The sequence below is a fragment of the Streptomyces sp. NPDC044106 genome, from assembly GCF_056433985.1.
Genome location: NZ_JBWKFZ010000013.1, coordinates 211,273 through 235,119, shown reverse-complemented (window position 1 = coordinate 235,119; position 23,847 = coordinate 211,273). Strand labels below are relative to the sequence as shown.

At 73.4% G+C, this 23,847-nt stretch carries 21 protein-coding genes and 1 pseudogene; 12 read left to right on the top strand and 10 right to left on the bottom strand.

Going from position 1 to position 23,847, the window contains the following annotated elements:
• Window position 1: 1 nt before the first annotated feature.
• On the top strand, window positions 2-1,510 hold the full coding sequence (locus AC07DI_RS24945; protein ID WP_478906160.1) for a tripartite tricarboxylate transporter permease: 1,509 nt from the start codon (window positions 2-4) through the stop codon (window positions 1,508-1,510).
• Window positions 1,507-1,980 carry a GNAT family N-acetyltransferase gene (locus tag AC07DI_RS24940; protein WP_384251397.1) on the top strand — a complete coding sequence of 158 codons (474 nt, stop codon included), beginning with the start codon at window positions 1,507-1,509 and terminating at the stop codon, window positions 1,978-1,980. The genes AC07DI_RS24945 and AC07DI_RS24940 overlap by 4 nt, the downstream gene beginning before the upstream one ends.
• Window positions 1,981-2,020: 40 nt before the next feature.
• Here the strand turns inward: AC07DI_RS24940 and AC07DI_RS24935 are convergent, their stop codons facing one another.
• From AC07DI_RS24935 to AC07DI_RS24925, 3 genes are read right to left on the bottom strand one after another with little or no spacing between them, the layout of a single operon-like run.
• On the bottom strand, window positions 2,021-2,161 hold the full coding sequence (locus tag AC07DI_RS24935; RefSeq protein ID WP_478906159.1) for a hypothetical protein: 141 nt from the start codon (window positions 2,159-2,161) through the stop codon (window positions 2,021-2,023).
• Window positions 2,162-2,205: 44 nt separating this feature from the next.
• Window positions 2,206-2,751 (bottom strand): ribonuclease FAU-1 family protein, encoded by a 546-nt coding sequence (locus AC07DI_RS24930; protein WP_478906158.1) that lies wholly within the window; start codon window positions 2,749-2,751, stop codon window positions 2,206-2,208.
• Window positions 2,732-3,676, bottom strand: a complete 945-nt coding sequence (locus tag AC07DI_RS24925; RefSeq protein ID WP_478906157.1) for an N-acetyltransferase family protein — start codon at window positions 3,674-3,676, stop codon at window positions 2,732-2,734. Before AC07DI_RS24925 ends, AC07DI_RS24930 begins: the two co-directional genes overlap by 20 nt.
• Before the next feature lie 113 nt (window positions 3,677-3,789).
• Between AC07DI_RS24925 and AC07DI_RS24920 the strand changes: the two genes are divergently transcribed.
• On the top strand, window positions 3,790-4,170 hold the full coding sequence (locus tag AC07DI_RS24920; RefSeq protein ID WP_384251409.1) for a GntR family transcriptional regulator: 381 nt from the start codon (window positions 3,790-3,792) through the stop codon (window positions 4,168-4,170).
• 90 nt (window positions 4,171-4,260) lie between these two features.
• On the opposite strand, the gene AC07DI_RS24915 is transcribed toward AC07DI_RS24920, so the two are convergent.
• Window positions 4,261-5,355: a DUF5925 domain-containing protein gene (locus tag AC07DI_RS24915; protein WP_384251411.1), complete on the bottom strand. Its 1,095-nt coding sequence runs from the start codon at window positions 5,353-5,355 to the stop codon at window positions 4,261-4,263.
• A 259-nt stretch (window positions 5,356-5,614) separates the two neighbouring features.
• Here AC07DI_RS24915 and AC07DI_RS24910 point away from each other — a divergent pair, with 259 nt between their 5' ends.
• Window positions 5,615-6,436 (top strand): SGNH/GDSL hydrolase family protein, encoded by an 822-nt coding sequence (locus AC07DI_RS24910; protein WP_478906156.1) that lies wholly within the window; start codon window positions 5,615-5,617, stop codon window positions 6,434-6,436.
• Between the two features lie 14 nt (window positions 6,437-6,450).
• Here AC07DI_RS24910 and AC07DI_RS24905 read toward each other — a convergent pair whose 3' ends face one another.
• Both AC07DI_RS24905 and AC07DI_RS24900 read right to left on the bottom strand, forming a co-directional pair.
• Window positions 6,451-8,142 (bottom strand): serine/threonine-protein kinase, encoded by a 1,692-nt coding sequence (locus tag AC07DI_RS24905; RefSeq protein WP_478906155.1) that lies wholly within the window; start codon window positions 8,140-8,142, stop codon window positions 6,451-6,453.
• 83 nt (window positions 8,143-8,225) lie between these two features.
• Complete coding sequence (locus AC07DI_RS24900) at window positions 8,226-8,792, bottom strand: TetR/AcrR family transcriptional regulator (RefSeq protein WP_478906154.1); 567 nt, start codon at window positions 8,790-8,792, stop codon at window positions 8,226-8,228.
• Between the two features lie 105 nt (window positions 8,793-8,897).
• On the opposite strand from AC07DI_RS24900, the gene AC07DI_RS24895 reads away from it, so the two are divergent.
• The 4 genes from AC07DI_RS24895 to AC07DI_RS24880 all read left to right on the top strand — a co-directional run bounded on the left by AC07DI_RS24895 (window position 8,898) and on the right by AC07DI_RS24880 (window position 11,974).
• On the top strand, window positions 8,898-9,269 hold the full coding sequence (locus tag AC07DI_RS24895; RefSeq protein WP_478906153.1) for a hypothetical protein: 372 nt from the start codon (window positions 8,898-8,900) through the stop codon (window positions 9,267-9,269).
• Between the two features lies 1 nt (window position 9,270).
• The gene (locus AC07DI_RS24890) at window positions 9,271-10,902 is read left to right on the top strand and encodes an acyl-CoA synthetase (RefSeq protein WP_478906152.1); all 1,632 of its coding nucleotides are present in this window, start codon (window positions 9,271-9,273) and stop codon (window positions 10,900-10,902) included.
• A gap of 55 nt (window positions 10,903-10,957) precedes the next feature.
• A complete protein-coding gene (locus AC07DI_RS24885) occupies window positions 10,958-11,416 on the top strand; it encodes a MaoC family dehydratase (RefSeq protein WP_478906151.1) in 459 nt (152 codons plus the stop codon).
• 288 nt (window positions 11,417-11,704) lie between these two features.
• Window positions 11,705-11,974, top strand: coding sequence for a hypothetical protein (locus AC07DI_RS24880; protein ID WP_384251454.1), 270 nt, complete (start codon window positions 11,705-11,707; stop codon window positions 11,972-11,974).
• Between the two features lie 232 nt (window positions 11,975-12,206).
• Here AC07DI_RS24880 and AC07DI_RS24875 read toward each other — a convergent pair.
• A pseudogene (locus AC07DI_RS24875) lies at window positions 12,207-12,641 on the bottom strand (ABC transporter permease); the annotation flags it as partial.
• On the opposite strand from AC07DI_RS24875, the gene AC07DI_RS24870 reads away from it, so the two are divergent.
• The gene (locus AC07DI_RS24870) at window positions 12,613-13,275 is read left to right on the top strand and encodes a TetR/AcrR family transcriptional regulator (protein WP_478906150.1); all 663 of its coding nucleotides are present in this window, start codon (window positions 12,613-12,615) and stop codon (window positions 13,273-13,275) included. The pseudogene AC07DI_RS24875 and the gene AC07DI_RS24870 sit on opposite strands and share 29 nt — an antisense overlap.
• A gap of 19 nt (window positions 13,276-13,294) precedes the next feature.
• Here AC07DI_RS24870 and AC07DI_RS24865 read toward each other — a convergent pair whose 3' ends face one another.
• The 3 genes from AC07DI_RS24865 to hmgA are packed head-to-tail and all read right to left on the bottom strand — an operon-like array spanning window position 13,295 to window position 16,675.
• Window positions 13,295-14,497, bottom strand: a complete 1,203-nt coding sequence (locus tag AC07DI_RS24865; RefSeq protein WP_478906149.1) for a type ISP restriction/modification enzyme — start codon at window positions 14,495-14,497, stop codon at window positions 13,295-13,297.
• Between the two features lie 25 nt (window positions 14,498-14,522).
• Window positions 14,523-15,272, bottom strand: a complete 750-nt coding sequence (locus tag AC07DI_RS24860) for a GntR family transcriptional regulator (protein WP_478906148.1) — start codon at window positions 15,270-15,272, stop codon at window positions 14,523-14,525.
• A 29-nt stretch (window positions 15,273-15,301) separates the two neighbouring features.
• A complete protein-coding gene (gene hmgA / locus AC07DI_RS24855; protein ID WP_478906147.1) occupies window positions 15,302-16,675 on the bottom strand; it encodes a homogentisate 1,2-dioxygenase in 1,374 nt (457 codons plus the stop codon).
• 101 nt (window positions 16,676-16,776) lie between these two features.
• Between hmgA and AC07DI_RS24850 the strand changes: the two genes are divergently transcribed.
• The 3 genes from AC07DI_RS24850 to AC07DI_RS24840 all read left to right on the top strand — a co-directional run bounded on the left by AC07DI_RS24850 (window position 16,777) and on the right by AC07DI_RS24840 (window position 23,766).
• Window positions 16,777-17,409, top strand: coding sequence for a TetR/AcrR family transcriptional regulator (locus AC07DI_RS24850; protein ID WP_478906146.1), 633 nt, complete (start codon window positions 16,777-16,779; stop codon window positions 17,407-17,409).
• A gap of 89 nt (window positions 17,410-17,498) precedes the next feature.
• Window positions 17,499-18,356 (top strand): PGAP1-like alpha/beta domain-containing protein, encoded by an 858-nt coding sequence (locus AC07DI_RS24845; RefSeq protein WP_478906145.1) that lies wholly within the window; start codon window positions 17,499-17,501, stop codon window positions 18,354-18,356.
• Window positions 18,346-23,766: a caspase family protein gene (locus AC07DI_RS24840; protein ID WP_478906144.1), complete on the top strand. Its 5,421-nt coding sequence runs from the start codon at window positions 18,346-18,348 to the stop codon at window positions 23,764-23,766. Before AC07DI_RS24845 ends, AC07DI_RS24840 begins: the two co-directional genes overlap by 11 nt.
• Window positions 23,767-23,847: the final 81 nt, after the last annotated feature.

The following is a 23,847-nucleotide window of genomic DNA, read 5'->3' as shown; positions in this document are numbered from 1 at the left end:
CATGAACGCCTTCAACTCCCTGATGGACGGCTTCGGCACCGCTCTCACCCCCGTCAACCTCCTGTGGGCCGCGGTCGGCGTCCTGCTCGGCACGGCGATCGGCGTGCTGCCCGGCATCGGCCCCGCGATGGCGGTGGCGCTGCTGCTCCCGGTGACGTACGGCCTCGAACCGACCGGCGCCTTCATCATGTTCGCGGGCATCTACTACGGCGCGATGTTCGGCGGCTCGACGACGTCGATCCTGCTCAACACGCCGGGGGAGAGCGCGGCCGTCGTCGCCGCCATGGAGGGCCACCCGATGGCCAGGTCGGGGCGCGGTGCACAGGCCCTCGCGGCCGCCGCCATCGGGCACTTCGCGGGCGGCATGATCGGCACGACGCTCCTGGTGGTCCTCGCGCCGACGGTCGCCGACCTCGCCGTCGACATCGGCGCGCCCGACTACTTCGCCATCATGGTGCTCGCCTTCATCGCGGTCACCTCCGTGCTCGGCTCGTCCCGTATCCGCGGACTCGCCTCACTCCTGATCGGCCTGACCATCGGCCTCGTCGGCCTGGACCAGATGACGGGCCAGCAGCGGCTGACCTTCGGCTCGCTCCAACTCGCCGACGGCATCGACGTGGTGATCGTCGCGGTGGGGCTCTTCGCGATCGGCGAGGCTCTGTGGGTCGCCGCCCACCTGCGCCGCACCAGTACACAGGCGATCCCGGTGGGCCGCCCCTGGCTCGACAGGAACGACGTCGGGCGCACCTGGAAGTCATGGCTGCGCGGCCCCCTCATCGGCTTCCCGTTCGGCGCGATCCCGGCCGGCGGCGCGGAGATCCCGACCTTCCTCTCCTACGTCACCGAGAAGCGCCTTTCCAAGCACAAGGAGGAGTGGGGCAAGGGCGCCATCGAGGGCGTCGCGGGCCCCGAGTCGGCCTCGTCCGCCTCGGCCGCAGGCACCCTCGTCTCCATGCTGACGCTCGGCCTGCCCACGACCGCCGTCGCCGCCGTGATGCTCGCCGCCTTCCAGCAGTACGGCATCCAGCCCGGACCCCTCCTCTTCGAACGCGAGGCGGACCTCGTCTGGGGCCTCATCGCCTCGCTCTTCGTCGGCATGGTGCTGCTCCTCGCCCTGAACCTGCCGCTGGCGCCGCTCTGGGCGAAGCTCCTGCGCATCCCGCGCCCCTACCTCTACGCGGGCATCCTCTTCTTCGCGGCCGTGGGCGCCTACGCGGTCGGTGGCGAGCCGCTCGACCTGGTCATTCTGCTCGTCATCGGCCTGATCGGCTTCGGCATGCGACGGTACGGACTGCCGATCCTGCCCGCCGTCATCGGTGTCATCCTCGGCCCGAACGCCGAGCAACAGCTGCGCCGCGCCCTGCAGATCAGCGACGGCAGCGTGTCCGGCCTCGTCGACACACCGTTCTCCGTGACGGTCTATGGCCTCATCGTCCTGATCGTGGCATGGCCCTTGTTGCGCAAGGTGGTGGTGCGGGCGCGCCGGCGTGACGTAGACGTAGGGGCATGACCACACCGAAGGCCCCTGCGGACATCCGCCCCGCCACCGCCGCCGACGTGCCCGCCGTGCGGGCGGTCACGGACGCGGCGTACCACCGCTACATCGAACGCATCGGGCTCGTCCCCGTCCCGATGGAGGCCGACCACGCGGCCGATGTGGCGGCCGGGTTCGTGTACGTCACCGGGGACCCCGTGGTGGGTCTCCTGGTGCTCGTCCCGCGCCCGTACGAAGGGACGCTCCTGCTGGAGTCGATCGCGGTCCACCCCGATGCCGCCGGGCAGGGGGTGGGCCGTCGTCTTCTCGCCTTCGTGGACGCGCACGCGCGTGCGCTGGGACTTCCCGAGATCCGCCTCTACACCAACGCGCTGATGTGGGAGAACCAGAAGATCTATCCCCGCTACGGGTACGAGGTCGTCGAGCGGCGCGTGGACGGGCCCTACGACCGCATCCACTACCGCAAGCGGCTCGCGGACCACTGACGAGGGCTCGTCCACGGCTCAGCCGTGCTTCATCCCCGGCTCAGCCGTCCGGCCACCAGGTCCGCTGGATGTCCTTGCGGACCTCGGGCCTTTCGCGCGGCCGGATCTCCGCCTCCTGCCGCTCCCGCACCCGGCGGCTGACCGGCTTGCCCACGGGTTTGTGCGTGGTCACTCGACGCATGGCGGCCTCCCGGCATTCCGACGCCCTGCCTTACCGATGTCCATTCACGGCGCCCGGTAGACCTCTTCCGGCCCGCTTTCTGATCGAGGCCCGGTCACGAGTGCGCCGCTACGGGCCATCGACTCGAGATCGTCAAGGGCCCGGAGCGCCGCCGCGGCCGCCGCCGGGTCCGTGCCGGACAGGCCGCTCGCGGCGAACTCGTCCTCGTCCAGGCGCAGTACGTCGGAGCCGTCCGCCGAGCACCAGAGGTCCAGGTCGAGGTCCTCGACCGTGAGGACGGCGCCGTCGCGGACCGCGGGGCGAGTCACGTCGCAGTACCAGCCCTTGAGGGTGCCGTCCGCGGCGTACACCTCCTTGACCGCGTACCAGCGGTCGCGCCAGTAGTGCTCGGTGAAGACGTCGCCCGGCTCGAAGCGCACGAAGCCGAAGTCGCGGACGTGCGGGGCGGCCCAGGGCGCCCGGACGGTGATGTGGCTGCCGTCGTCGTGGAGGAGCCGTGCCGGGTAGCGGATCTTGGTCCGGCCCGCCTTCACGAGGGCGATCTCCACGGTCATCGCCGACCCGGTCGCGTCAGCCGAGGGTGCGGACATGACGTACCTCCGTGTCACAGATCTCGTAGCCGAACCACTTGTTGATCGCCAGCATCGGCTCGTTCCCGGCGTCGTTGCCCGTGAAGGCCTGTGTGCAGCCTGCCGCGCGGGCCCGGTGCAGGGAGTCGTTCTTGGCGAGCTTGGCCAGGCCGCGGCCGCGACGGTCGCGCGCGGTGCCCGTCATGCCGGAGGCGTACCGTCCCGCGCCGTCCGTACGGGCCAGCGTGAACGCCGCGGGGACACCGTCCACCAGAGCCACGGTGGTGAGCTCCTGGCTGACCAGCGGGTGGCGCCAGGTCTCGGTGAGCCAGTGCTCGTAGTCCGTGAACTCGGCTGCCACATCCGTCGGTTCGTCCGCCGCGGTCTCCGCGTCCAGCGCGAACAGCGGCCGCGCGTCGTCCGCGAACACCGATCCGCTGACCAGCTCGACCCCGGCGGGCGGCTCCTGGCGGGGCGGCAGGGCGCCGTGCGCCAGATCGAGGCGGAGGAAGTGCGCGGTGCGCCGCGCCGCATAGCCGCGGCTCGCGGCGAAGGCGAGGTTCTCGGGGCTGTCGAGCACCCACGAGTACAGGGTGTGCGCGCCGGCGTCCGCCAGATACTCCTCCGCGGTGCGCAGGAGCAGCGTCCCCGCGCCTCTGCCGAGCCGCTCCGGACGGACGTAGATGTTGGCGAAGCCCTGGCCCGGCTCGGGACTGTCGTGGGCGAGCCCCACCTGCGCCGTGCCGATGATCTCGCCGTCCACCTCGGCGACCAACTGCCGGTAGGCGGAGTCCGGGTGGGCGTGCGCGCGGTCGAAGGCGACCGAGTCGGCGGTGGCGAGCATGGCGGGTACACAGGCCCGCCGTACGGCGGCGAAACCCGCGTCGTCCGCGGCGGCGGCTGCCGCCGGGGCGTTGTGGGCGAGGGCTCGAACGATCACTGTCATGGACCGGCACGGTACGCGCGGGGCGCGCCGAGGTGCCTCCCATTTTCCGCGGGTGCGCGGTCCGGGGAGCGCGGGTGTGCCGCCGGGGCCGGGTCGTGCGGGACAATCGCCCCGTGACGTTGAAGATCGACATCGATGAGGGCGCGGGCGTCGCGCCGTACGAGCAGGTGCGGGCGGAGATCGCCGGGCAGGCGCGGTCGGGGGCGCTGCCGGTCGGCTACAAGCTGCCCACGGTGCGGGGGCTCGCCGAATCGCTCGGGCTCGCGGCCAACACGGTGGCCAAGGCCTATCGGGCACTTGAGGCCGACGGGGTCGTCGAGACGCGGGGGCGCAACGGCACGTTCGTCGCCGCGGCGGGCGACGCGGCGGCTCGGGCGGCGTCGGCCGAGGCGCAGGCGTACGCGGAGCGGGTGCGGCGGCTCGGACTCTCGGAGGAGGACGCGGCGGCGGCTGTGCGGGACGCGTTGCGCGCGGCGTACGGGGACGTCGGCTAGGGCGTCCGCCTGTGCCTGTGCCTGTGCCTGTGCCCGGGGCCGGGGGCCCGGGTCCGGGACGGTGCCGAACGATTCTCCCTGAACGCGCCCCTACAGGTACAACCCCGCGTCCGCGCCCTCCCGTTGGCCCGGGACCGACGTCGGCGTCGTGCCACGGCGCAGGGCGAAGAGTTCCGCCAGGGTCGCGCCCTCGCGGCTCACGCCGTCCTCCGTGCCGAGCCACTCCACGGCCTCGCGGCGGGTCAGCGCGCCGACCTCGATGCGGGCCAGGCAGCGGCCGGGGCGGACCACCGCGGGGTGCAGGCGCTCCAGGTCCTCGTTGGTCGTGACGCCCACCAGGACGTTCCTGCCCTGGCCGAGCAGGCCGTCGGTGAGGTTGAGCAGGCGCGAGAGCGCCTGGCCCGCCGTGTGCTTCGCCTCGCCGCGGATCAGCTCGTCGCAGTCCTCCAGGAGCAGCAGCCGCCAGCGGCCCTTGGCCGTGCCGTCGTCCTCGCCGATCGCGATGTCCATGAGGTAGCCGACGTCGCTGAACAGCCGCTCCGGGTCGAGGACGCAGTCCACCTGGCACCAGTCGCGCCAGGAGCGGGCCAGCGTCCGCAGCGCCGACGTCTTGCCCGTGCCCGGCGGGCCGTGCAGCAGCAGGAGCCGTCCCGAGATGTCCTCGGGCGTGGTCTTCATCAGCGAGTCCATGGCGCCGGCGACCGGCGCCGTGTAGTTGGACCGCACCTCCTCCCACGTACCGGCCGAGATCTGCCGGGTGGTGCGGTGCGGGCCGCGCCGCGGGGAGACGTACCAGAAGCCCATGGTCACGTTCTCCGGCTGGGGCTCCGGCTCGTCCTGCGCGTCGTCCGTGGCCTGCTTCAGGACCTTCTCGGCGAGCTCGGCGGTGGTCGCCGTCACTGTGACGTCGGCGCCGCGGTTCCAGCGGGAGACGAGTACCGTCCATCCCTCGCCCTCGGCGAGCGTCGCGCTGCGGTCGTCGTCGCGGGCCGCGCGCAGCACCGTCGCGCCGGGCGGCACCAGGGTGGAACCGGACTTGACGCGGTCGATGTTGGCGCTGTGCGAGAAGGGCTGCTCGCCCGTCGCGAAACGGCCGAGGAAGAGCGCGTCCACGACATCCGCCGGGGAGTCGCTGTCGTCGACGTTGAGCCGCATCGGCAGGGCGTCCTGTGGGTTCGCAGACATGCCGACATGATCCGGCACGTACACGCCGTTGTGCATCAGGTTTCCGCAGTGCGTCCCTTGTGTCCCGTTCCGGGAGGGGGTGCGGGTGTTCCCCGTCGCTGCCCGTTGTTCCCCTGTTGGTTCCCGCCGTCCCCGTCGGCTTGGCGAACTTCCAGAACGGGCAAGGGAATTGTTGAGGAACTCATTGTCATGAACACTATCGGCGGCCGGGGGTGCGTGCTACCACGGTCGAGGCAGAAATCCTGCTAAGGGAGGTTCCATGAAATTGTCCGGAATCACGGCATACATGTCCTCGCTCCTCCTCGCGGCCGCCTTCGCCCTCACCGGCGCGGCAGCGGCCCACGCGGACCAGTCGGCCGACTCGCGGGCCGCTGCCGGCGGTTATGTGGCCCTCGGGGACTCCTACTCCTCGGGCGTCGGGGCCGGCAACTACGACGGCGCCAGCGGGGACTGCAAGCGCAGCACCCGCGCCTACCCCGCCCTGTGGGCCGCCGCCCATTCACCCGCAAGCTTTAATTTCGTCGCCTGCTCGGGCGCTCGTACGGGTGATGTTCTCTCGGGCCAGCTGGGTCCCCTGGGCAGCGGCACGGGTCTCGTCTCGATCTCCATCGGCGGCAACGACGCCGGGTTCGCCGACGTCATGACGACCTGTGTGCTGCAGTCCGAGAGCACCTGCCTGGCACGCATCGACACCGCCCGCAAGTACGTCGACTCCACGCTCCCCGGCAACCTCGACAGGGTCTACGACGCGATCCGGGCGAAGGCCCCCGCCGCCCACGTCGTCGTCCTCGGCTACCCCCGCTTCTACAAGCTGGGCGGCAGCTGCCTCGCGGGCCTCTCCGAGCGCGAGCGGACCGCCATCAACTCCGCGTCCGACTACCTCAACGCGGCCACCGAGAAGCGCGCCGCCGACCACGGCTTCACGTTCGGCAGCGTCACGTCCGCCTTCACCGGGCACGAGATCTGTTCGTCGAGCTCCTGGCTGCACAGCGTGAACTGGCTCAACATCGGCGAGTCCTACCACCCCACCGCCGCCGGACAGTCCGGTGGCTACCTCCCCGTGTTCACCGCGGCGGCCTGACCCCACAAGGCCCGTCACGGCGTGTAGGAGGCCTCGCCCGTCGGGGTCTCCTGCACGCAGGTCACCTTGTACGCGACGGAGTTCGAGGCCGTCGTCACCGGCGCACGCACCTGGACGCCGACCGCGTTCTCGTACGTCCCGCCGCCCGGGTCGTACGCGGTCTCGACGTGACTGGCCTGCCGGACCTTGCCACCGCCCGAAGCGAACGACAGCGTCTTCCAGCCGGGATCGCCCGACGTGCCGGACCTCGTGACCCAGCGGTACTCGACGGTGGCGGGGACGCGCCCCACCGTGAACGTCGCGGTGAACGACGGCGCCCGGCCGGCCGCGGGCGGACACGCTCCCTCGTACTGCGTGCGGCTGCCGGAGACGTACACCTTCACGCTCTGGACGGGCGTCGGGGCGGTACCGCCGTGGCCGCCGCTCCCGCCACTGCCTCCGTTCGTGCCGCCACCGCCGGTCGTGGTGCCGCCACCGTCGCCGTTCCCGTCCGCCGAGCCGGTCGTCCCGCCTCCGCCGGAGCCCCCGTCCGAGCCGTTCGCCCCGTTCGAGGCGCCGCTGTCGCCGCCCTGGCCGTCGGCGGTCCCGGCACTGCCGTCGGCGCCCGCCGAACTCCCGCCGTCCCCGTCGCCGTTGTCGCGGTTGATCAGGGCGTACGCGATGCCGCCGATCGCGAGCGCCAGGACGACGAGCCCCGCCACCAAGGCTGCTACCGCGCGCCGGGACCGGCCCTGCTGCCCGGTCGCCGTGGTGTCCGTGGTCGTGGTGGACGGCGGCGGGGGGAGGGGGAGCGGCACCGGCGGGGCCGGACCGTACTGCTGCCGCTCGGTGGTGGCCGTCGGCTGGTGGGAGAGCGAGGTCTCCGCGTGCGGGGTGCCGCCCGCGGCCACGGTCCGCAGGTCGCGCTCGGCGTCGGCGGCGGACATCCGTTCGTCCGGGTCCTTGCGCAGCAGCCCCTCGATCACCGGGGCGAGCGGCCCTGCCCCGCGTGCGGGCGGCAGCGGCTCGTCGACGACCGCGCGCAGCGTGCTCAGCGGGGTGTCCTGGCGGAACGGCGAGCTGCCCTCCACCGCCGCGTACAGCAGGACGCCGAGCGACCACAGGTCGGAAGCGGGCCCGGGACGCTGCCCCAACGCCCGCTCCGGGGCGAGGAATTCGGGCGAACCGATGACCTCGCCGGTCATCGTCAGCGCCGAGCTGCCCTCGACCAGGGCGATGCCGAAGTCGGTGAGGACGACGCGGCCGTCGTTGGCGATCAGGACGTTGCCCGGCTTGACGTCGCGGTGCAGGACCCCGGCGCCGTGGGCGGCGCGCAGCGCGGCGAGGACCTCTGCGCCGATGTGGGCGGCCCGCCGCGGGGGCAGCGCTCCCTCGGCGTCGAGCACGTCGGACAGGGAGAGGCCGCGCACCATCTCCATGACGATCCACGGACGGCCGCCCTCGCTCGCCACGTCGTAGACCGTGACCACGTTCCGGTGCGGGATGCGGGCGGCGGCCCAGGCCTCGCGTTCGAGGCGGGCGTACAGCCGGTCGACCTCGACGGCGGGGAGCCCGGCGGGGGCGCGCACTTCCTTGACGGCCACCTCGCGCCCGAGCACCTCGTCGCGGGCCTGCCACACGGTGCCCATGCCGCCTTCGCCCAAGGGGGCGAGGAGACGGTAGCGCCCGGCGATCACGCGCTCTGGCCGACTCACGGGTGCCCCCATTCGCAGCAGTGCGATGCTCCCCAAAAGTAGCTCAAGCGAGCGCTGTTGCGGCCCCTTCCACACCAATCCGCCCGCGACGCACGTCAGTTCTGGGTGAGGGCCCTGACCACGGCGCCGACGACGCGGGCGGTGCGCTCCTCGGTCCAGTGCGCGGGATCCTCCACGCTGGAGACGAAGTAGCCGCGGGTCAGCAGGGAGAGGATGTCGGCGGCGAGCGGGGCGTCGGGCGCGCCGGCCGCGGCGGCGGCCTCGGCGAACTCCTGGCGGGACTCACGCGTCTCCGTGAGGTCGACGCCGTTCGGGTCGGTGCCCGCGGACGTCAGCATCTCCAGCCAGAGCGACCGCAGCAGCAGGTCGTCCGCGTCGGTGCTGAGGTTCCACTCGACCACGGCGCGCAGGCGTTCGGGGCCGGTCAGCTCCCCGGTGCGGGCCGCCAGTTCGGAGCGCCAGCGCGACTCGGCGGCGCGGACGGCGTTGGTGATCAGGGCGGTGCGGGTGGGCACGTAGTTCGTGACCATGGCCGTGGAGCCGCCGAGCTCCTTCGCGACGGCGCGAATGGTGATCGCCCGCGCCCCGTCGCGAGCGGCCACGGCGAGCGTGGCCTCCGCGATCTCCTTGCGGCGCTGGACTTCGTCGACGTCGATCGGCATGGAGGAAACCTAGCTCAGAGAGGGGGGTGACGGTGTCGGCAGTTAAATGCAACGTTGTTATATCACATTGTTTTTCTCAATGTTTCCTCTGCGTGGAGGGCCGTCATGAGCCTTGCCTTCGAGCGTGTCACGCCCCAGCCCCTGTCCGACCGGGCCCGCCAGCACCACGTGCGCACGCGCGACGGGATCCTGCTGGCGACCGATGTGTACGGCGCTGGCGAGGAACCGGCCCCCGCCGTGCTCGTCCGGCTGCCCTACGACAAGAACAGCCGGTACGTCTTCTTCGAGAAGGTCGCCGAGCGGTTCACCGCACGCGGATACGACCGCCTCGCGCTGTGGGCGCACCCCAAGGAGAAGGCGGTCGCCTTCGCCGACGGCGGCTGGAGCGCCGAGGCGATCGGCGAGGAGTGGCACCGTGGCGTCGGCGCCGAGCCCGAGACGTACGGCATCCCCGCACCCCGGACACCGGAGGCCTGACATGAACGCCCCGGCCATCGACGTCGCCGCGCTGACCGCCATCGACGTCCACACCCACGCCGAGATCTCCAAGGACGGCCACGGAGCCCTGAGCCCCGAGCTGTTCGGCGCCTCCGAGAAGTACTTCAAGGCCCACGGGCACCGGCAGCCGACCATCGACGAGACGGCCGCGTACTACCGGGAGCTGCACCGGCGCGTGCTGCGCCTGGCCCACGGGCTGCGCTCCCTCGGCACCGGCCGCGGCGACCGGGTCGCCCACCTCGGCCCCAACCACCCGTCCTTCGTCGAGGCCCTGTTCGCGGCCGGCGTGCTCGGCGCCGTCTTCGTACACCTCAACACCCGGCTGACCGCAGCGGAGTTGGCGTACAACCTCTCCGACGCGGGCGCCACCGTCCTCGTGCACGGGACCGAGCAGGGCGCCACGGCCGCCGAGGCCGCCACAGAGGCCGGCGTACGCCACCGCGTCGCCCTCGGCGCGTCCGGTGCGTCCGGTACGTCCGGTGCGTCCGGTACGGCCGCCGTCGGCTACGACGAGCTGCTCGACGGCGCCGCGACCGAGCCCCTGGACGAGGCCGTCGCCCCCGACGACCCCTGCATGATCATGTACACCTCGAGGACGACAGGCCGTCCCAAGGGCGCCGTCCTCTCGCACGCCAACGTCACCTGGAACAGCGTCAACGTCCTGGTCGACAGCGATCTCGCGGGCGACGAGGTCACCCTGGCCGTCGCCCCGCTGTTCCACACCGCCGCCCTCAACATGACGTGTCTGCCGACCCTCCTCAAGGGCGGTCGCGTGGTGCTGCTCGGCTCCTTCGACGCCGACACCGTCATCGACGCCATCGAACACCACCGCGTGACCACCATGTTCGGCGCTCCCACGATGTACGACGCGATGGTCGCCCGGCCCCGGTGGGCGAGCGCGGACCTGTCGAGCCTGCGCACCCTCAACTGCGGCGGGGCGCCGGTGCCCGCCCGCACCATCGAGACCTACCTCGCGCGCGGACTGGCGTTCGGCCAGGGCTACGGCATGACCGAGGCGTCCCCCGGCATCCTCCTGCTGGACCGGGAGCAGAGTGCGGCGAAGGCGGGTTCCGCGGGCCTGCCGCACTTCTTCACCGACACCCGCGTGGTCCTGCCGGACGGCGGCGAGGCGCCGCCGGGCCGAAGCGGCGAGATCCACGTCAGCGGCCCGAACGTCATGACCGGCTACTGGGGCCGCCCCGCGGACACGGCGGCCGCGCTCACCGACGACGGCTGGCTGCGCACCGGTGACATCGCCCGGACGGATGACGGCGGATACGCCTACATCGTCGACCGGGTGAAGGACATGTACGTCTCCGGCGGCGAGAACGTCTACCCGGCCGAGGTCGAGCGGGCGCTGCTCGCGCACCCCGCCGTCCGCGAGTGCGCCGTCGTCGGCGTGCCCGACGACACCTGGGGCGAGAGCGGCCACGCCGTCGTCGTCCTCGAAACCGGCGCCCGTACGAGCGCTGCCGAACTCCTCGCCCACCTGCGGGACCGCCTCGCCAAGTACAAGGTGCCCCGATCCGTCGCCTTCGCCGGGAGCCTGCCGCGCACGGCCTCCGGAAAGGTCGTCAAGGCCGCGGTGCGCGCGTCCCACCCGAATGTGTAGGCCCCCGTCACCGTGACCGGCGCCCGTCCGGTCGCCCTCCTCGAAAGGCACTCCCATGCCCGCTGTCGCCCATGGCCTCGCCGGCCTCACGGCCCTCGCCGGTACGGATCTCGGCCGCACCGACTGGCTGGAGATCACCCAGGACCGCGTCGACACCTTCGCGACCGCCACCGACGACCACCAGTGGATCCACACCGACCCGGAGCGGGCGAAGGACGGCCCCTTCGGCGGCCCCATCGCCCACGGCTACCTCACCCTCTCCCTGATCATCCCTCTCTTCGGTGAACTCCTCGAACTCACCGGGGTGTCCATGAGCGTCAACTACGGCCTGGACAAGGTCCGTTTTCCCCGCCCGGTACCGGTCGGCGCGAAGATCCGCCTGCACGGCGCCGTCGACTCCGTGACGGCGGTCAAGGGAGACGGCGTGCAGCTGGAACTGATGTTCACCGTGGAGGTCGAGGGCGGCGGGAAGCCCGCGTGCGTCGCCCGTGCCGTCTACCGGTACTACGCCTGACCACCGCACCGGTTCCCGGCGACGGCACGTGAGATACCCCACGTCACATCCGCTCGGCGCCAGGGGGCGCGCGTCTGCCGTGAGCGCCGCGGGGCCCGGCGGAGGCGCTTCCCGCCCCGACGTGGGGGCGTATGTCCAACTCGCCCTGGAATCACTCGGATTCGGAGAGTAATCGTCAACCTCCTTGCAGGGTAGGTGAATCCTGTGACCGGGATACACGAGTGTCGTGGCAGGGCGATAGGGTTAACCTGCCCTGGGCCGGGTGCCCTCGTACGGGTGGGGAGTGACATGGAACAGATAACGGTGCGCAGCAGGGCGCGTGTCCCTGCGATCACCTGTGGCAGCAGCGCGAGCAGTTCGCGTCTCGATCGTCATCTCTCGGTGCTGGGCGGCCCCGCCGTCCCGCAGCGCGAGTCGTACGAGGCGACGCTGCTGATGCGTGAGCTGACCTCACGTGACGCCGCGCACGCCCGGAGCAGCAGGGGTGCCCGAGTGAGGCGAGTCTCGCTCTTCGCGCCACTGCGCAGGCTGCGGCGCTCGCTGTTCGGCGGACGCTGACCGCGGGTGGTCCCGGGACGGAACCGCCGCTCCGCGGCGGATCTTTCCCACCCACCCCGCTCACCCCGTCACCTGTCACCACCTGTCCCGGCCGCCCCGTGCCCCGAGCCCGTCTCCGAGCACCTTCCGCGGCCGTCGAATCCCAGCCGGGCCGTCAACGACCGCCGGGCCGCCACGCCCCAACTCCCCGGGTGGCGGCCCAGTGGCTGTTCCAGGCCTGCGCCGGACGTTCCTAGCGTCCTTCGCCGCGCGCGTACCGGCGTACGGCGAGCGGCGCGCACAGCGCGAGCAGCACCAGCGACCACAGCACCGAGCCCGCCACGGGGTGCGCCACCGGCCAGGCCGCGCCCGCCGGGACGGGGGCGTTGCCGAACAGGTCGCGTACCGCCGTCGCCACCGCGCTGATCGGATTCCACTCGGCGACCAGGCGCAGCCAGGAGGGCAGCCCGTCGGCCGGGATGTACGCGTTCGACAGCAGCGGCAGCATGAACGTGGCGCTGCCAAGCTGCCCCGCCGCCTCCTCGCTCCGCGAGGCGAGTCCGAGCAGGATCCCGACCCAGGTGGTCGCGAACCGGAAGAGCAGCAGCAGCCCGAACGCGCCGACCGCCGCGAGCGGCCCGCCCTCGATCCGCCACGCCATGGCGAGCCCGACGAGCGACAGCGGCATCGCCGACGCGGACGGCCTCGACGCGGTGTCCATGCGGCGCGTGGCGGGTGAGCTGGGCTGCGGCACCATGTCGCTGTACAACTACGTGCCGCGCAAGGAGGACCTCTACGAGCTCATGATCGACGCGGCCGGCGGCGAGTACGAGCTGTCCGAGGACGCCGTGGGCGGCGACTGGTACGCGGGCATGCTCGCCATCGGACGGCAGACCCGGACGATCCTGCACCGGCACCCGTGGATGGTGCGCGTCATGTCCGTGCCCGCGACGGGGTACGGCTTCAGCCCGAACGTGCTGCGGTACCTGGAGCACTGCCTCGGCATCCTGGAGGGACTGGACGCGCCGCACGGCACCAAGATGGAGCTCATCGCCATGGTCAACGGCACAGTGCTGACGTCCGTGGCCAACGAGATCGCCGTCGCCGAGCGCGCCAGGAGCCTGCCGTGGTCGCCGGAGCAGGAGCAGGAGGTGCGTTCCGCCTACCTCGCCGCGCAGCTGGCGGCCGGAGCCTACCCGCGGCTCGCGGCGGTGCTGGCGCAGGCACCGGCCCCCGGCGACGCCGAAGAGAGCTTCGAGCGTGCGCTTCGGCGGCTTCTCGACTCGTTCCGGTCCCGTTCGGACGTGCCGGGAGCGGGGTAGCCGACGCTCAGAGCCTGTGTCATATCAGGGCGAACTGCCCGTCGGGGCCCTCTTCGCGGTGGTCGAGGACCGAAGCGGGGCGCCGCGCCGTGTCGGGGACGGGCAGGACGCCCGCCCGGCGCAGCTCGCTCTCGGTGAGCGGTGTGCCGAGCGTGGCCGTCAAATCCTCCTGGCGCGGGGCCAGTTCCGCGGTCAGCGCGAGTACCGTGATCAGTTCGAGGAGCTCGGACGTCCAGGGCTGGGGCCAGGCCGCGGGCCGGATCGCCTCCAGCGTCCCCGCCTCCGCGTCCTGCGTACGCACCGCGAACCACCGCTCGACGACCCGCACACCGCTCACCTCGTACTCCCAAGCCTCCCGCGGCACCGGCGAGACGACGCCCTCCTCGCCGATCCGCAGGACCTCCTGCTCGGCGTCGTAGGACAGGGCGCGGGGCCACGCGGGCAGTGGCGCCCTGACGTACGGCCTGCGACCGCCGGGCAGCTTCGGGCGCTCGCCGTCGCCCCGCATCCGCAACCGGAGCAGGCGCTGTCCGAGCTCCACGCCCCGCGCCCAGACGTCGGCGTCGCGGGTGAGAGGGACCCGGCAGCCCGCCGGTGACGCGGTGCCCGCCGCGAGCACCCAGGCGAGCAGGGCGCGCGCCGTGACGTCCTGGCCGAGCACGCCCGAGAGCTCGGCGAGCAGTCCCGGCGCCACATTGGGCTCCAGGCCCCCGGGGCGGCGGAACAGCGGCCTGATGCGGCCCGGACGCCCGGCCGGCGAGCGCCCGTCCGGCAGCACCGCCGAGGCGAGGACGGCGGGCCCGGGGGCGCCGGGGACGTATCCCTGCTCGACGGCGAAGAGCTGCCCCTCGCCCGCGACCCGCCACAGCTCGGGGCGGGCGACGTCGAGGAGGCGGTGGTCGGGGATCAGCCACTGCTCGTCGAAGGGGCCGTGCAGGACGCGCACGGGCTCGGGGCAGGGACCGCTCTCCCTGGCGATGCGGCCCGTGCCCGCGGGGTGGCCGGGCAGCTGCGCCACCGCGGTGTGCGGGGTGCGGGCGCGCGTGGGGCAGAAGAGTGCCTCGCGCTCGGGGCCCTCGGCGCGGACGAGGGCCGCCCAACGGGCTTTGAGGGATGCGGCGTCCGGGCCCATCGGCCACCCGCGGCCCGGCCGGAGCGGTGCGACGGACCACGGCATGAGGTCCGCGAGCAGCGGCGCTTCGTCGTGCGTCACGCCGGGCATCGTACGACGTGCCCGCCCGCGCCCGTCACGTCGCGTCGAGCGTGACCGAGAAGGAGAAGCGGTCGCCCCGGTAGTGGATGCGGGCGACGTCGAGGGTCCGCCCCTCCTCGTCGTAGGTGACGCCCGTGTAGTGCAGGATCGGGCTGAGCAGCGGCACTTCGAGGAGCCGGGCGGTCTCCGGGTCGGCGAGCGTGGCCTCGACGGTGTCGGTGATGCGGCTGATGCGGATGCCCACCACGTCGCGCAGGACCTTCGTCATGGGCCAGCGCACCAGATCGTCCGGCTCGATGCGGGCGGCCAGTTCGGGGCGTACGTAGTTGCGGGCGTGGTTGGTCGGCTCGCCGGTCTTCTCGTCGCAGCGCAGCCGGTGGTACGCCGCCACCTCGGCCGAGCCCGGGAAGTACCCGGCCAGTTCGGCGGGGAGCGGGACCGTGCCGTGGTCGAGGAGCCGGGTCCTCATGCCCGACTGCTGGGCCACGATCGCGTCGACCGAGCCGAGCAGCCGGACGGGGGAGCCGCGCTGCGCGCTCGGCTCGATGAAGGTGCCGCGCCGCCGGTGGCGGGTGATCAGCCCCTCGTCCTCCAGCTCCTTGAGCGCCTGCCGCATGGTCAGCACGCTCACCCCGTAGTGCCCCGCCAGCTGCTCCTCGGTGGGCAGCCGGAGCGGGGCGTCGGGGGAGCGGCCCAGTATCGAGGCGCGCAGGGACTGCGACACCTGGTACCAGAGCGGCAATTTCCGATTCAGGACGATCGAGTCCGGGGCGAAAGCGGTCACGGTCTCTCCGAATCAGAGGTGGTTTTGCGTCAGTTGCGGAAGTGGCGCTCCAGACCCTGCCATACGTCGTCGTAACCGCGCTGCAGGTGGGACGCGGTCGCCGCCTGCTCCGTCGCCGTCACGGGCCAGCGCGTCTCGAACATGAAGGCGAGGCCGTCGTCGATCTTCTGCGGCTTCAGTTCGGCCGCCGACGCCTTCTCGAAGGTCTCCCGGTCGGGGCCGTGCGCGGACATCATGTTGTGCAGCGAGCCGCCGCCCGGCACGAATCCCCCTTCTCCGGCAGCCTTCGCGTCGTACGCGCCCTCGATCAGGCCCATGTACTCGCTCATCACGTTCCGGTGGAAGTACGGCGGCCGGAAGGTGTCCTCGCCCACCAGCCAGCGCGGCGCGAACACCACGAAGTCGACGCCCGCGAGGCCCGGGGTGTCGGACGGCGAGGTCAGCACGGTGAAGATCGACGGGTCCGGGTGGTCGTAGCTGATCGAGCCGAGCACATTGAAGCGGTGCAGGTCGTAGACGTACGGGACGTGGTTGCCGTGCCAGGCGACGACATCGAGCGGCGAGTGGTCGTACGTCGCACGCCACAGATTGCCGCAGAACTTGTTGATCACCTCCACCGGCCCCTCGACGTCCTCGTACGCCGCGACGGGCGCCCGGAAGTCCCGGGCGTTGGCCAGCCCGTTGGCACCGATGGGCCCGAGGTCGGGGAGCTGGAAGGGCGCGCCGTAGTTCTCGCACACGTACCCGCGGGCGCTCGCGTCGAGGAGCTCCACGCGAAAGCGCACCCCGCGCGGGATCAGCGCGACCTCGCCGGGCTCGGCGTGCAGCAGCCCGAACTCGGTGCGAAGGAGCAGCCCGCCGTGTTCCGGCACGATGAGCAGCTCGCCGTCCGCGTCGCTGAACACCCGGTCCCGCATCGAGGTGTCGGCGTGGTAGAGGTGGATGCCCATGCCGGTGCGCTGCGTCGCGTCGCCGTTGCCGCCGAGCGTCCACAGGCCCGCGAGGAAGTCGGTGCCGGGGGCGGGCTCGGGCAGGGGGTTCCAGCGCAGCCGGTTCGGGTCGGGCACCGAATCGGCGAAGGGGGCCGTGCGCAGCGCGCCGTTGTCGGCGCGCGTGAACCGCGGGTGCGCGGCCGAGGGGCGGATGCGGTACAGCCACGAACGGCGGTTGTGCGCCCGGGGCTCGGTGAACGCGCTGCCGCTCAGTTGCTCGGCGTAGAGGCCGAGGGGCGCGCGCTGGGGGGAGTTGCGGCCGTGCGGCAGGGCGCCCGGCACCGCCTCGGAGCTGTGTTCGTTGCCGAAGCCGGAGAGGTAGGCCAGCCCTTCGGCGGCCTTCCGTGCGTCGTGCGCGCCCGCCCGGTCCGCGCCCGTCCGGTTCACGTTGCCTGCCTGGTGCCCGCTCATCACCGCTCCCTCGTCAATGATTCCTATGGGACACCGTAGGATTCACGTTTTCCTTCCGCAAGGGGGAGCGGGGAATGTGAGCGATGCTCTACTCTCCCGGAATGCCCCACCCGAACCGGCCGGAAGAACCGCGCCCCCCGGCCTCCATGCGCCGCGTACCCGTCCAGGAGCGCAGCGCCGAACGGCTGACCCGGATCCTGGACGCCTGCGCCGCCGTCCTCGACGAGGCAGGCTACGAGGGCCTCACGACCCGCGCCGTCGCCCAGCGCGCCGGCGTCCCGATCGGCTCGGTCTACCGCTTCTTCGGCAACAAGCGGGCCCTCGCCGACGCCCTCGCCCACCGCAACCTCGACGCGTACGCCCGGCGCGTGGCCGAGCGCGTCACCGGCGTCGGGCGCGGCGACTGGCGCGGCGCCGTCGACGCGGCCTTCGACGAGTACCTGGCGATGATGCGCACGGTCCCCGGCTTCGGCCTCGTCGACTTCGGTGTCCCCTCCGCGCCCGACGCGATGCCCGACGCCAACCTCCGGGTCGCCGAGCGGGTGGCCGCCCTGCTCGCGGACCACCTGGGCCGCCCGCTCGACGCCGTCCTGCGCCGCACGACGCTGGTCGGTGTCGAGGCCGTCGACGCGGTCCTCCAGCTGGCGTTCCGGGCCGATCCGGAAGGGGACGCGGAGCTGATCGAGGAGGCCCGCACCTTGCTGCACGCCTACTTCGCACGGTCGCTGGGCTGAGCGGCGGATCCCCGGATTCTGCTGCAACAGCGCCCGGAATGCGGCCCGTTGCTAAGGTGATCGCACGCGGTGACGGGCCGAGGGGGAACATGGCACGGGTGGTGTGCGTCCACGGGATCGGACAACAGCACGTGGGCGAGGCCCAGTTGCACGCCACCTGGCACCCGGCGCTCGCCGACGGCCTGCTCCGCGCCGCCACCGGGCCGCTCGCTGCGTCGGACGTGGCCTGCGTCTTCTACGGCAACCTGTTCCGGCCCGCGGGCCGCACCCTGTCCGTGCAGGACCCGCCGCTCGACGCCGCCGACGTCGCCGACGAGCTGGAGAGCGAACTGCTCCAGCGATGGTGGGAGGAGGCGGCCCGCACCGATCCCGCCGTCGTCCCGCCCGACGCCCGCACCCTCGCCCGTACCCCGCACACCGTGCAGCGCGCCCTCAACGCGCTGAGCCGCTCCCGGTTCTTCGCCGGCGTGGCGCTGCGCTCCCTGGTCCTCGACCTCAAGCAGGTCGCCGCCTACCTCACCGACCCCGACATCAGCGCCGAGGTGCAGCGCCGGGTCGCGGCTGCCGTCACCGACGACACCCGTGTCGTCGTGGGCCACTCCCTGGGCGGCGTCGTCGCCTACGAAGCCCTCTGCGCACACCCCGAATGGCCCGTACGGTCGCTGCTGACGCTCGGCTCCCCGCTGGGCATCCGCCACCTCGTCTTCGACCGCCTGCGGACCGGCGACCACGGCAGTCCTGGCCAGTGGCCGGGCTCCGTACGGCACTGGACCAACATCGCCGACGAAGGCGACGTGGTCGCCCTCGTCAAGGACCTGCGTCCGCTGTTCGGCGAGCGGGTGCGCTGCCACCTCGTGCACAACGGCGCACAGGCGCACGACGTGACCCGCTACCTGTGCACCGGGGAGGCGGGCAGAGCGGTGGGCGAGGGCCTCGGTGCCGGCTGACGCCCCCGCCGCCCCGCCCGCGCCGCGGCGCCACTTCCTGCTGTCGACCGCGGTCGCGCACGTGCACGCGCACCCCGAGGCCGCGCTGCCCGAACTCGCCGACGACGTGGCCCGCATCGACCGGCTCTTCCTCGGCGAACTCGGCTACCACCGCGGCGCCGACCTGGGCCTCGACCCGACCCGCGAACAACTCACCAAAGCCCTGCGGAAGTTCGCCACCGACCCGGACCGCGGACCCGCCGACCACGTGGCCCTCTACCTCGCCTGCCACGGCGTCACCGCCGAACGCAGCGGCCGCCACTACCTCCTCCTCGCCGACAGCGACGCGGCCGACCTGCGGGGGACCGCCCTGCCCACCGAGGACCTCGTGGCCCTGCTGTGGGAGGACACCCCCGTCGAACGGCTCCTCGTCCTGCTCGACGCCTGCTACGCCGAGGAAGGCACCGACCGCGCGCTGCGCGCCGCCCTCGAAGCGCGCAGGTTCCAGACCTCCCTCACCGACCACGACAGCACGGGACTGGTGCTCGTCGCCGCGTCCCGGCGCAAGGAGGAGGCCAGGGCCGGAGCCCTCTCGGCGGCCTTCGACCGGGCCGTGCGCAGCCGGGCCACCGCCGGGAACGCCCCCGCCCACATCGGCATCGGCCAGGTCATGCGCGCCGTCAAGGCCGACCCGCAAGTGCCGCGCACCCAGCGCACCAGCTGGTCCCTGACCCACGCCGTCGCCGACATCCCCGACTTCCTCCCCAACCCCCGCCACGTCCCGGGCGCCTCGGGTCTCAAGCTGGAGGAGATCGACCGCATCGTCGAGCTTGCCGGACGTGAACGCCGCGCGAGGCAGGCCGAGTTGACCGGGTTCTTCCTGCCCAGGGCGCGCGGCACCGACGTACCCACCGAAGAGGTCTGGGACTTCACCGGCCGGCACACCGCGCTGACCGACGTCACCGGCTGGCTCGCGCCGCGGCGCGCCGCCGACCGGCTCTGCGTGGTCACCGGCGGCCCCGGCTCCGGCAAGTCCTCGCTGCTCGGCATGGTCGCCGTGCTCACCGACGCGGCCCACGGCGCGGCGGTGCCCCGCGCGGGGCTGCCCGCCACGCTCCCGGGGCCCGGCGACGTGGACGCGGCCGTCAACGCGGGCCACAAGACGAAGCAGCAGCTCCTCGACGCGCTCTCCGCGGCCGCCGGCTGCGCCGCCACCTCCCTCGGTGCGCTGGCGGCCCACCTCCAGGCCAGGACCGACCCGCTCGTCGTCCTCATCGACTCCCTCGACGAGGCGCTCGATCCGCAGGTGGCCGTCGAGGAACTCATCGCCCCGCTCACCGACCCGAGGCGCCGGCTCCCCGTGCGCCTCCTCATCGGCGCCCGCCCCCACATCGCCCGGCTGCTGCCCGCCGCCGCGAGCCGCGTCGACCTCGACGACGAGCGCTACGGCGACCCGGAGGCCGTCTGCGCCTACGCCCGCAAACTCCTCACCCCGCCGGGCTCCGTGCTGTGCACCGCACCACCCGCCCAGGTGGACGCCATCGCCCGGGCCATCGCCGATGCGGCCGGACGCTCCTTCCTGGTCGCCCGGATCACCGCGCGCACCACGGCCCGCGAGACCCACGCCGCCGACCCGTACGACCAGCGCTGGCGCGACGAGCTGCCCCGCCTGCCCGGCGAGGCCATGGAGCGGGACCTGGAGCAGCGCCTCGGCCCGCTCGCCGACCGCGCCCGCGACCTGCTGCGCCCGCTGGCCTTCGCCCAGGGCGCCGGGCTGCCCTGGGCCGGGATGTGGCCGCGCCTGGCGGCGGCGCTCAGCGGCGGTTCCTACGGCGACGAGGACATCGTCTGGCTGCGGGGGGCCGCCGGTTCGTACGTCGTCGAGGACGTCGAGGACGGCGACTCCGTCTACCGCGTCTACCACCTCGCCCTCATCGAGTACCTGAGAGAGGGCCAGGACACCGAACGGGTGCAGCGGGTGGTCACGCGCGTGCTCGGCGGCGTCGACCACCCCTATGTACGCAAGTACCTGGCGCTGCACGCGGCGGCGGGTGGGGTCCTCGACCCACTGGTGGCGGACGCGGACTTCGTGCTCACCGCCGACCCCGACCAGCTGCTCGCCGTGCTGCCCCGGCTGCGTACGGCCGAGGGGCGGCGGACCGGGCGTGCCGTGCGGGACGTGGAGGAGCTGCTGCGTGGCCGCCGGGCGCGCGTCGCCGACCCGGAGAGCCGGGCGCGGCTGCGGCTCGCCGCGGTCTGCCGCAAGGCGACCGGACTCGCCGCGTCGTGCGACCGGGGGGACCTGCCGTGGCGGGCCCGGTGGGCCGCCTGGAACCCGCACGGCGGCGCGCGCCGCTACGAGGGCATGGACGCCCTGCTCGCGAGCGGCATCGTGGTGCCGACGGAAACCGGGGCGTACTTCATCGAGCAGCGGCGCTCCGCGTCCGGGGCCGCGCTGTGGGACCTGGACACCGGGGATCGCGTGGAGCTGCCGGGCACCGACGAGCCGCTGTACGCGGGCAGCTGGACCGTGACGCCCCGACTGCCGGGCTGCGCCGCGGCGTTGTCGCACTTCACCGGCGTGCGATGGGTGCAGGGGGAGACGCGCTACGAGGTGTGGCGGCTGCTGCACGTCTTCGACGCCTCCCGGCGGCGCTACACCTGCTGGCGGCTGCCGCCGCACCCGGTGGCCGACGCCGGACACCAGCGTCACGGACTGCGCGCGGCGCAGCAGGTGCAGGTCTGGGGCGGATCGGACGGCCTGGGCCCCACCGGGGCGGTGCTCCGCTTCGCCGACGGCTCCTGCCTGGAGTACACGTTGTCCACGAAGCGCCCGGCGACGCGCCCGTCCCGGCGTGAACGGCGCGCACTGGCCACCTACACGAGCGGGGACCGGCAGCGGCTGGAGCGGCATCTCACGGCGGTCCCCGTACGCCATGTCACGCGGGATGGTGAGCGGCCGGGGACGGCGGGGCGGATCACCGCCCTGGCGGCGCTGCCCGCCGAGTACGGCCGTCGCGTGCTCGCGGGGTACTCCGACGCCACCGTGCGCGTCACCGACCTCGACAAGCCCGGCGAGGCCGTGCCCACCGGGCACGACGGCGCGGTGCTCGACCTCGTGTACGTGGCCGGTCACGCGCGGGGCGAACTCGTCGTCACGGCGGGCGCGGACGGCACGGTCCGGCTGACCTCGCTGACCGACCGGGCGCCCGTGCGCACGCTCCTTGAGGACGCCGTGCCGCCCCGGGCGCTCGCCGTGCACCGGCTGGGCCGGCAGTGGGTCGTGGCCGTCGCCACCAGGGACGGGCAACTGCACCGCGTCGACCTGGACAGCGGTCGCCCGGTCGGTCTGCCGCTGCGCACCGGACGGGGGGCCCGGGTGCGCCTCGCGACGTTCCGGCTGGGCTCCGCGGAGTGCGTGAGCGTGCAGGCGGACGGGCGTGGACTGCAGCTGTACGACCTGGTCACCGGCGACCGCGTCGGTGGACAGGTGGGATGGAACGATGCCTCGGCGCTCTGCGCGGCGGGTGCCACCACGGTGATCGGCAGCCGCGACGGAGTGATCCGGCTCTGGGCGGGCCCGCACGCCGCCGACTCGACGCAGATCACCGCTCACGAGGCGCCGGTGATCGCGGTGGGCCCGGTGGGCGCCGTGCGCGGCGCCGGACCCGCCGTCGTGAGCGTCGGACAGGACTACCTCATCCGCTGCTGGGACGTCGAAGGGCACCGGGAGCTGTGGCGGCGGGCGCTGCCGGGCACGGGTTCGTGGACGAGACCGCTGGTCTCCTGCGCCGCCGTGGGCGCCACCCTCAAGGGTGAGGGCCTGGTGGCGGCGGGGGAGGTCGGCGGCCGGGTGACGGTCCTGACGCTGCCCGCCCAAGTGCCCCTGAGGGAGGAGCGGTTCACCGTCCCCGGCATCGTCACCGCGCTGGTGACGGGCCGGGTGCGGGGCCGTGACGTCGTCGTGGCCGCCACCGACAGCGGGCGCGTCGCCTGCTGGGACGTCACGAACGGCCGCTGGTACGCGCTCGGCCCCGTGCCCGGACCCCCGGCCTGGACCACGGCGCTGGCCCTCGACCCCGACGGCTCGGGACGGCTGCTCGTGGGCGCCGACGACGGCACCGTCCGCGCCTGGGACCTGCCCGCCTGCCGGCCCATCGGCCCGCCGCGCCGGGTGCACGGCGCGCCCGTGCACGCCCTCGCCTTCGCGCGGGGGAGCGCGCCGGGCGTACGGGCCTTCAGCGCGGGCGGCGACCGCCGTCTCGTCGCGCTGTCCGTCGGGGACTGGGAACGCCGGCTCCCGCTGCCGGTGAGGGCGTTGGCCGAGGCGGACGGGGGTGGCCTGCTGTGCGCCGACGAGCGGGGAACGGTCTGGCACCTGGCGGAGGGCGCGGGCGGCTGGGAGGTGACGGAGGCTCTCGACGCCGTGCCCGGTGCCACGGCTGTCGCGGTGTTCACCGCGGACGGTGCCACCGCCGTGGCGGTCGGCGGGTCCGACGGCACGGTCCAGGTGCGGGACGGGGCCGACGGCGCGCTGCGCCACCAGCTGCGGCCGGTGTGCGAGAGCGGTGTCGCGGAACTCCTCGCGGCCCCCTGCCCCCGGCCCTCCGGCCCGCCCCGGCCCGCGCTGTTCGCACGCAGCGAGCTCGGGGTGGTGGAGTACTGGGACCTCGACCTCACGGTGTCCGGGCGCCCGGCGAGGACGGTGCTGCGCGACGTCGTCCTGCCCACGTCCGCGCCGGACTCCAGCCTTGCCGGGGTACCCGACGGGGCGCTGGCGCTGAGCCTCGGCCCGTTCGGCCCCGACAGCTCGTACGGCTCGGTGTACGCCATCGGCCGCGGACCGCTCCACGAGGGCGCGGTCCTCCACGGCCGCTCGGAGCTCACGCCCGGCGGCGCGACCGTGCTGCGCTGCGCCGACCGGCTGCTGCTCGGCGTGCCGATGACCCGCGGCCTGTACGTGATCGACCTCGCCACCGGGCACCGCACCCGGCTGCCCCACCTGACATCGGTGCGGGCCCTGGCCGTCGTCCCGGCCCGGCCGGGCTCCGAGCCCGCGGGCCCGCAGCTGGTGGTCGTCGGCGCCCGCGTCACCCGGACGCTGCCCCTCGCCCCCGTCGTCGCGGACCTTCGCGCCGGGGCCGGGAGGGCCACGTATGCCGAGGTGAGCCCGGCGCGCAGGCACCCGACGCCGCTGGACGGGGCCCGCTACGCCGTGATCCTGCCCGGGGCCGAGGAGTACGCGGTGGCGGGCCGCCGGACGCTGCTGGTCGCCGGGGTCCGGGACGGGGCCGTACGACGGGGCGTCGAGCTCCCTTCGGTGTGCACGGGACTGGCGGCCGGGCCCGGTGGCGAGCTGGCCGTGGCCACCCGCAACGGCGTGATCCTGCTGGACACACCTGCCGTGAGTGCGCCCGAGACGCGGCCGTGACCAGGAGTTTTGCGCTTATTGCTCGCGGGTCAACATCTTGTTAACGCTTCATGGCGGGTCCTAACGTCATCCGGACCGCCA

Bases quoted from the DNA above. Each gene is read 5' to 3' on its own strand.
- AC07DI_RS24945 (WP_478906160.1), top strand. From the start codon at position 2: ATGAACGCCTTCAACTCCCTGATGGACGGCTTCGGCACCGCTCTCACC.
- AC07DI_RS24890 (WP_478906152.1), top strand. From the start codon at position 9,271: ATGAACGCCCCGGCCATCGACGTCGCCGCGCTGACCGCCATCGACGTC.
- AC07DI_RS24905 (WP_478906155.1), bottom strand. From the start codon at position 8,142: ATGGGGGCACCCGTGAGTCGGCCAGAGCGCGTGATCGCCGGGCGCTAC.
- AC07DI_RS24850 (WP_478906146.1), top strand. From the start codon at position 16,777: ATGCCCCACCCGAACCGGCCGGAAGAACCGCGCCCCCCGGCCTCCATG.
- AC07DI_RS24865 (WP_478906149.1), bottom strand. From the start codon at position 14,497: ATGCCCGGCGTGACGCACGACGAAGCGCCGCTGCTCGCGGACCTCATG.
- AC07DI_RS24870 (WP_478906150.1), top strand. From the start codon at position 12,613: ATGGCGAGCCCGACGAGCGACAGCGGCATCGCCGACGCGGACGGCCTC.
- AC07DI_RS24915 (WP_384251411.1), bottom strand. From the start codon at position 5,355: ATGTCTGCGAACCCACAGGACGCCCTGCCGATGCGGCTCAACGTCGAC.
- AC07DI_RS24940 (WP_384251397.1), top strand. From the start codon at position 1,507: ATGACCACACCGAAGGCCCCTGCGGACATCCGCCCCGCCACCGCCGCC.
- AC07DI_RS24885 (WP_478906151.1), top strand. From the start codon at position 10,958: ATGCCCGCTGTCGCCCATGGCCTCGCCGGCCTCACGGCCCTCGCCGGT.
- AC07DI_RS24895 (WP_478906153.1), top strand. From the start codon at position 8,898: ATGAGCCTTGCCTTCGAGCGTGTCACGCCCCAGCCCCTGTCCGACCGG.
- AC07DI_RS24845 (WP_478906145.1), top strand. From the start codon at position 17,499: ATGGCACGGGTGGTGTGCGTCCACGGGATCGGACAACAGCACGTGGGC.
- AC07DI_RS24930 (WP_478906158.1), bottom strand. From the start codon at position 2,751: ATGTCCGCACCCTCGGCTGACGCGACCGGGTCGGCGATGACCGTGGAG.
- hmgA (WP_478906147.1), bottom strand. From the start codon at position 16,675: ATGAGCGGGCACCAGGCAGGCAACGTGAACCGGACGGGCGCGGACCGG.
- AC07DI_RS24900 (WP_478906154.1), bottom strand. From the start codon at position 8,792: ATGCCGATCGACGTCGACGAAGTCCAGCGCCGCAAGGAGATCGCGGAG.
- AC07DI_RS24880 (WP_384251454.1), top strand. From the start codon at position 11,705: ATGGAACAGATAACGGTGCGCAGCAGGGCGCGTGTCCCTGCGATCACC.
- AC07DI_RS24910 (WP_478906156.1), top strand. From the start codon at position 5,615: ATGAAATTGTCCGGAATCACGGCATACATGTCCTCGCTCCTCCTCGCG.
- AC07DI_RS24925 (WP_478906157.1), bottom strand. From the start codon at position 3,676: ATGACAGTGATCGTTCGAGCCCTCGCCCACAACGCCCCGGCGGCAGCC.
- AC07DI_RS24935 (WP_478906159.1), bottom strand. From the start codon at position 2,161: ATGCGTCGAGTGACCACGCACAAACCCGTGGGCAAGCCGGTCAGCCGC.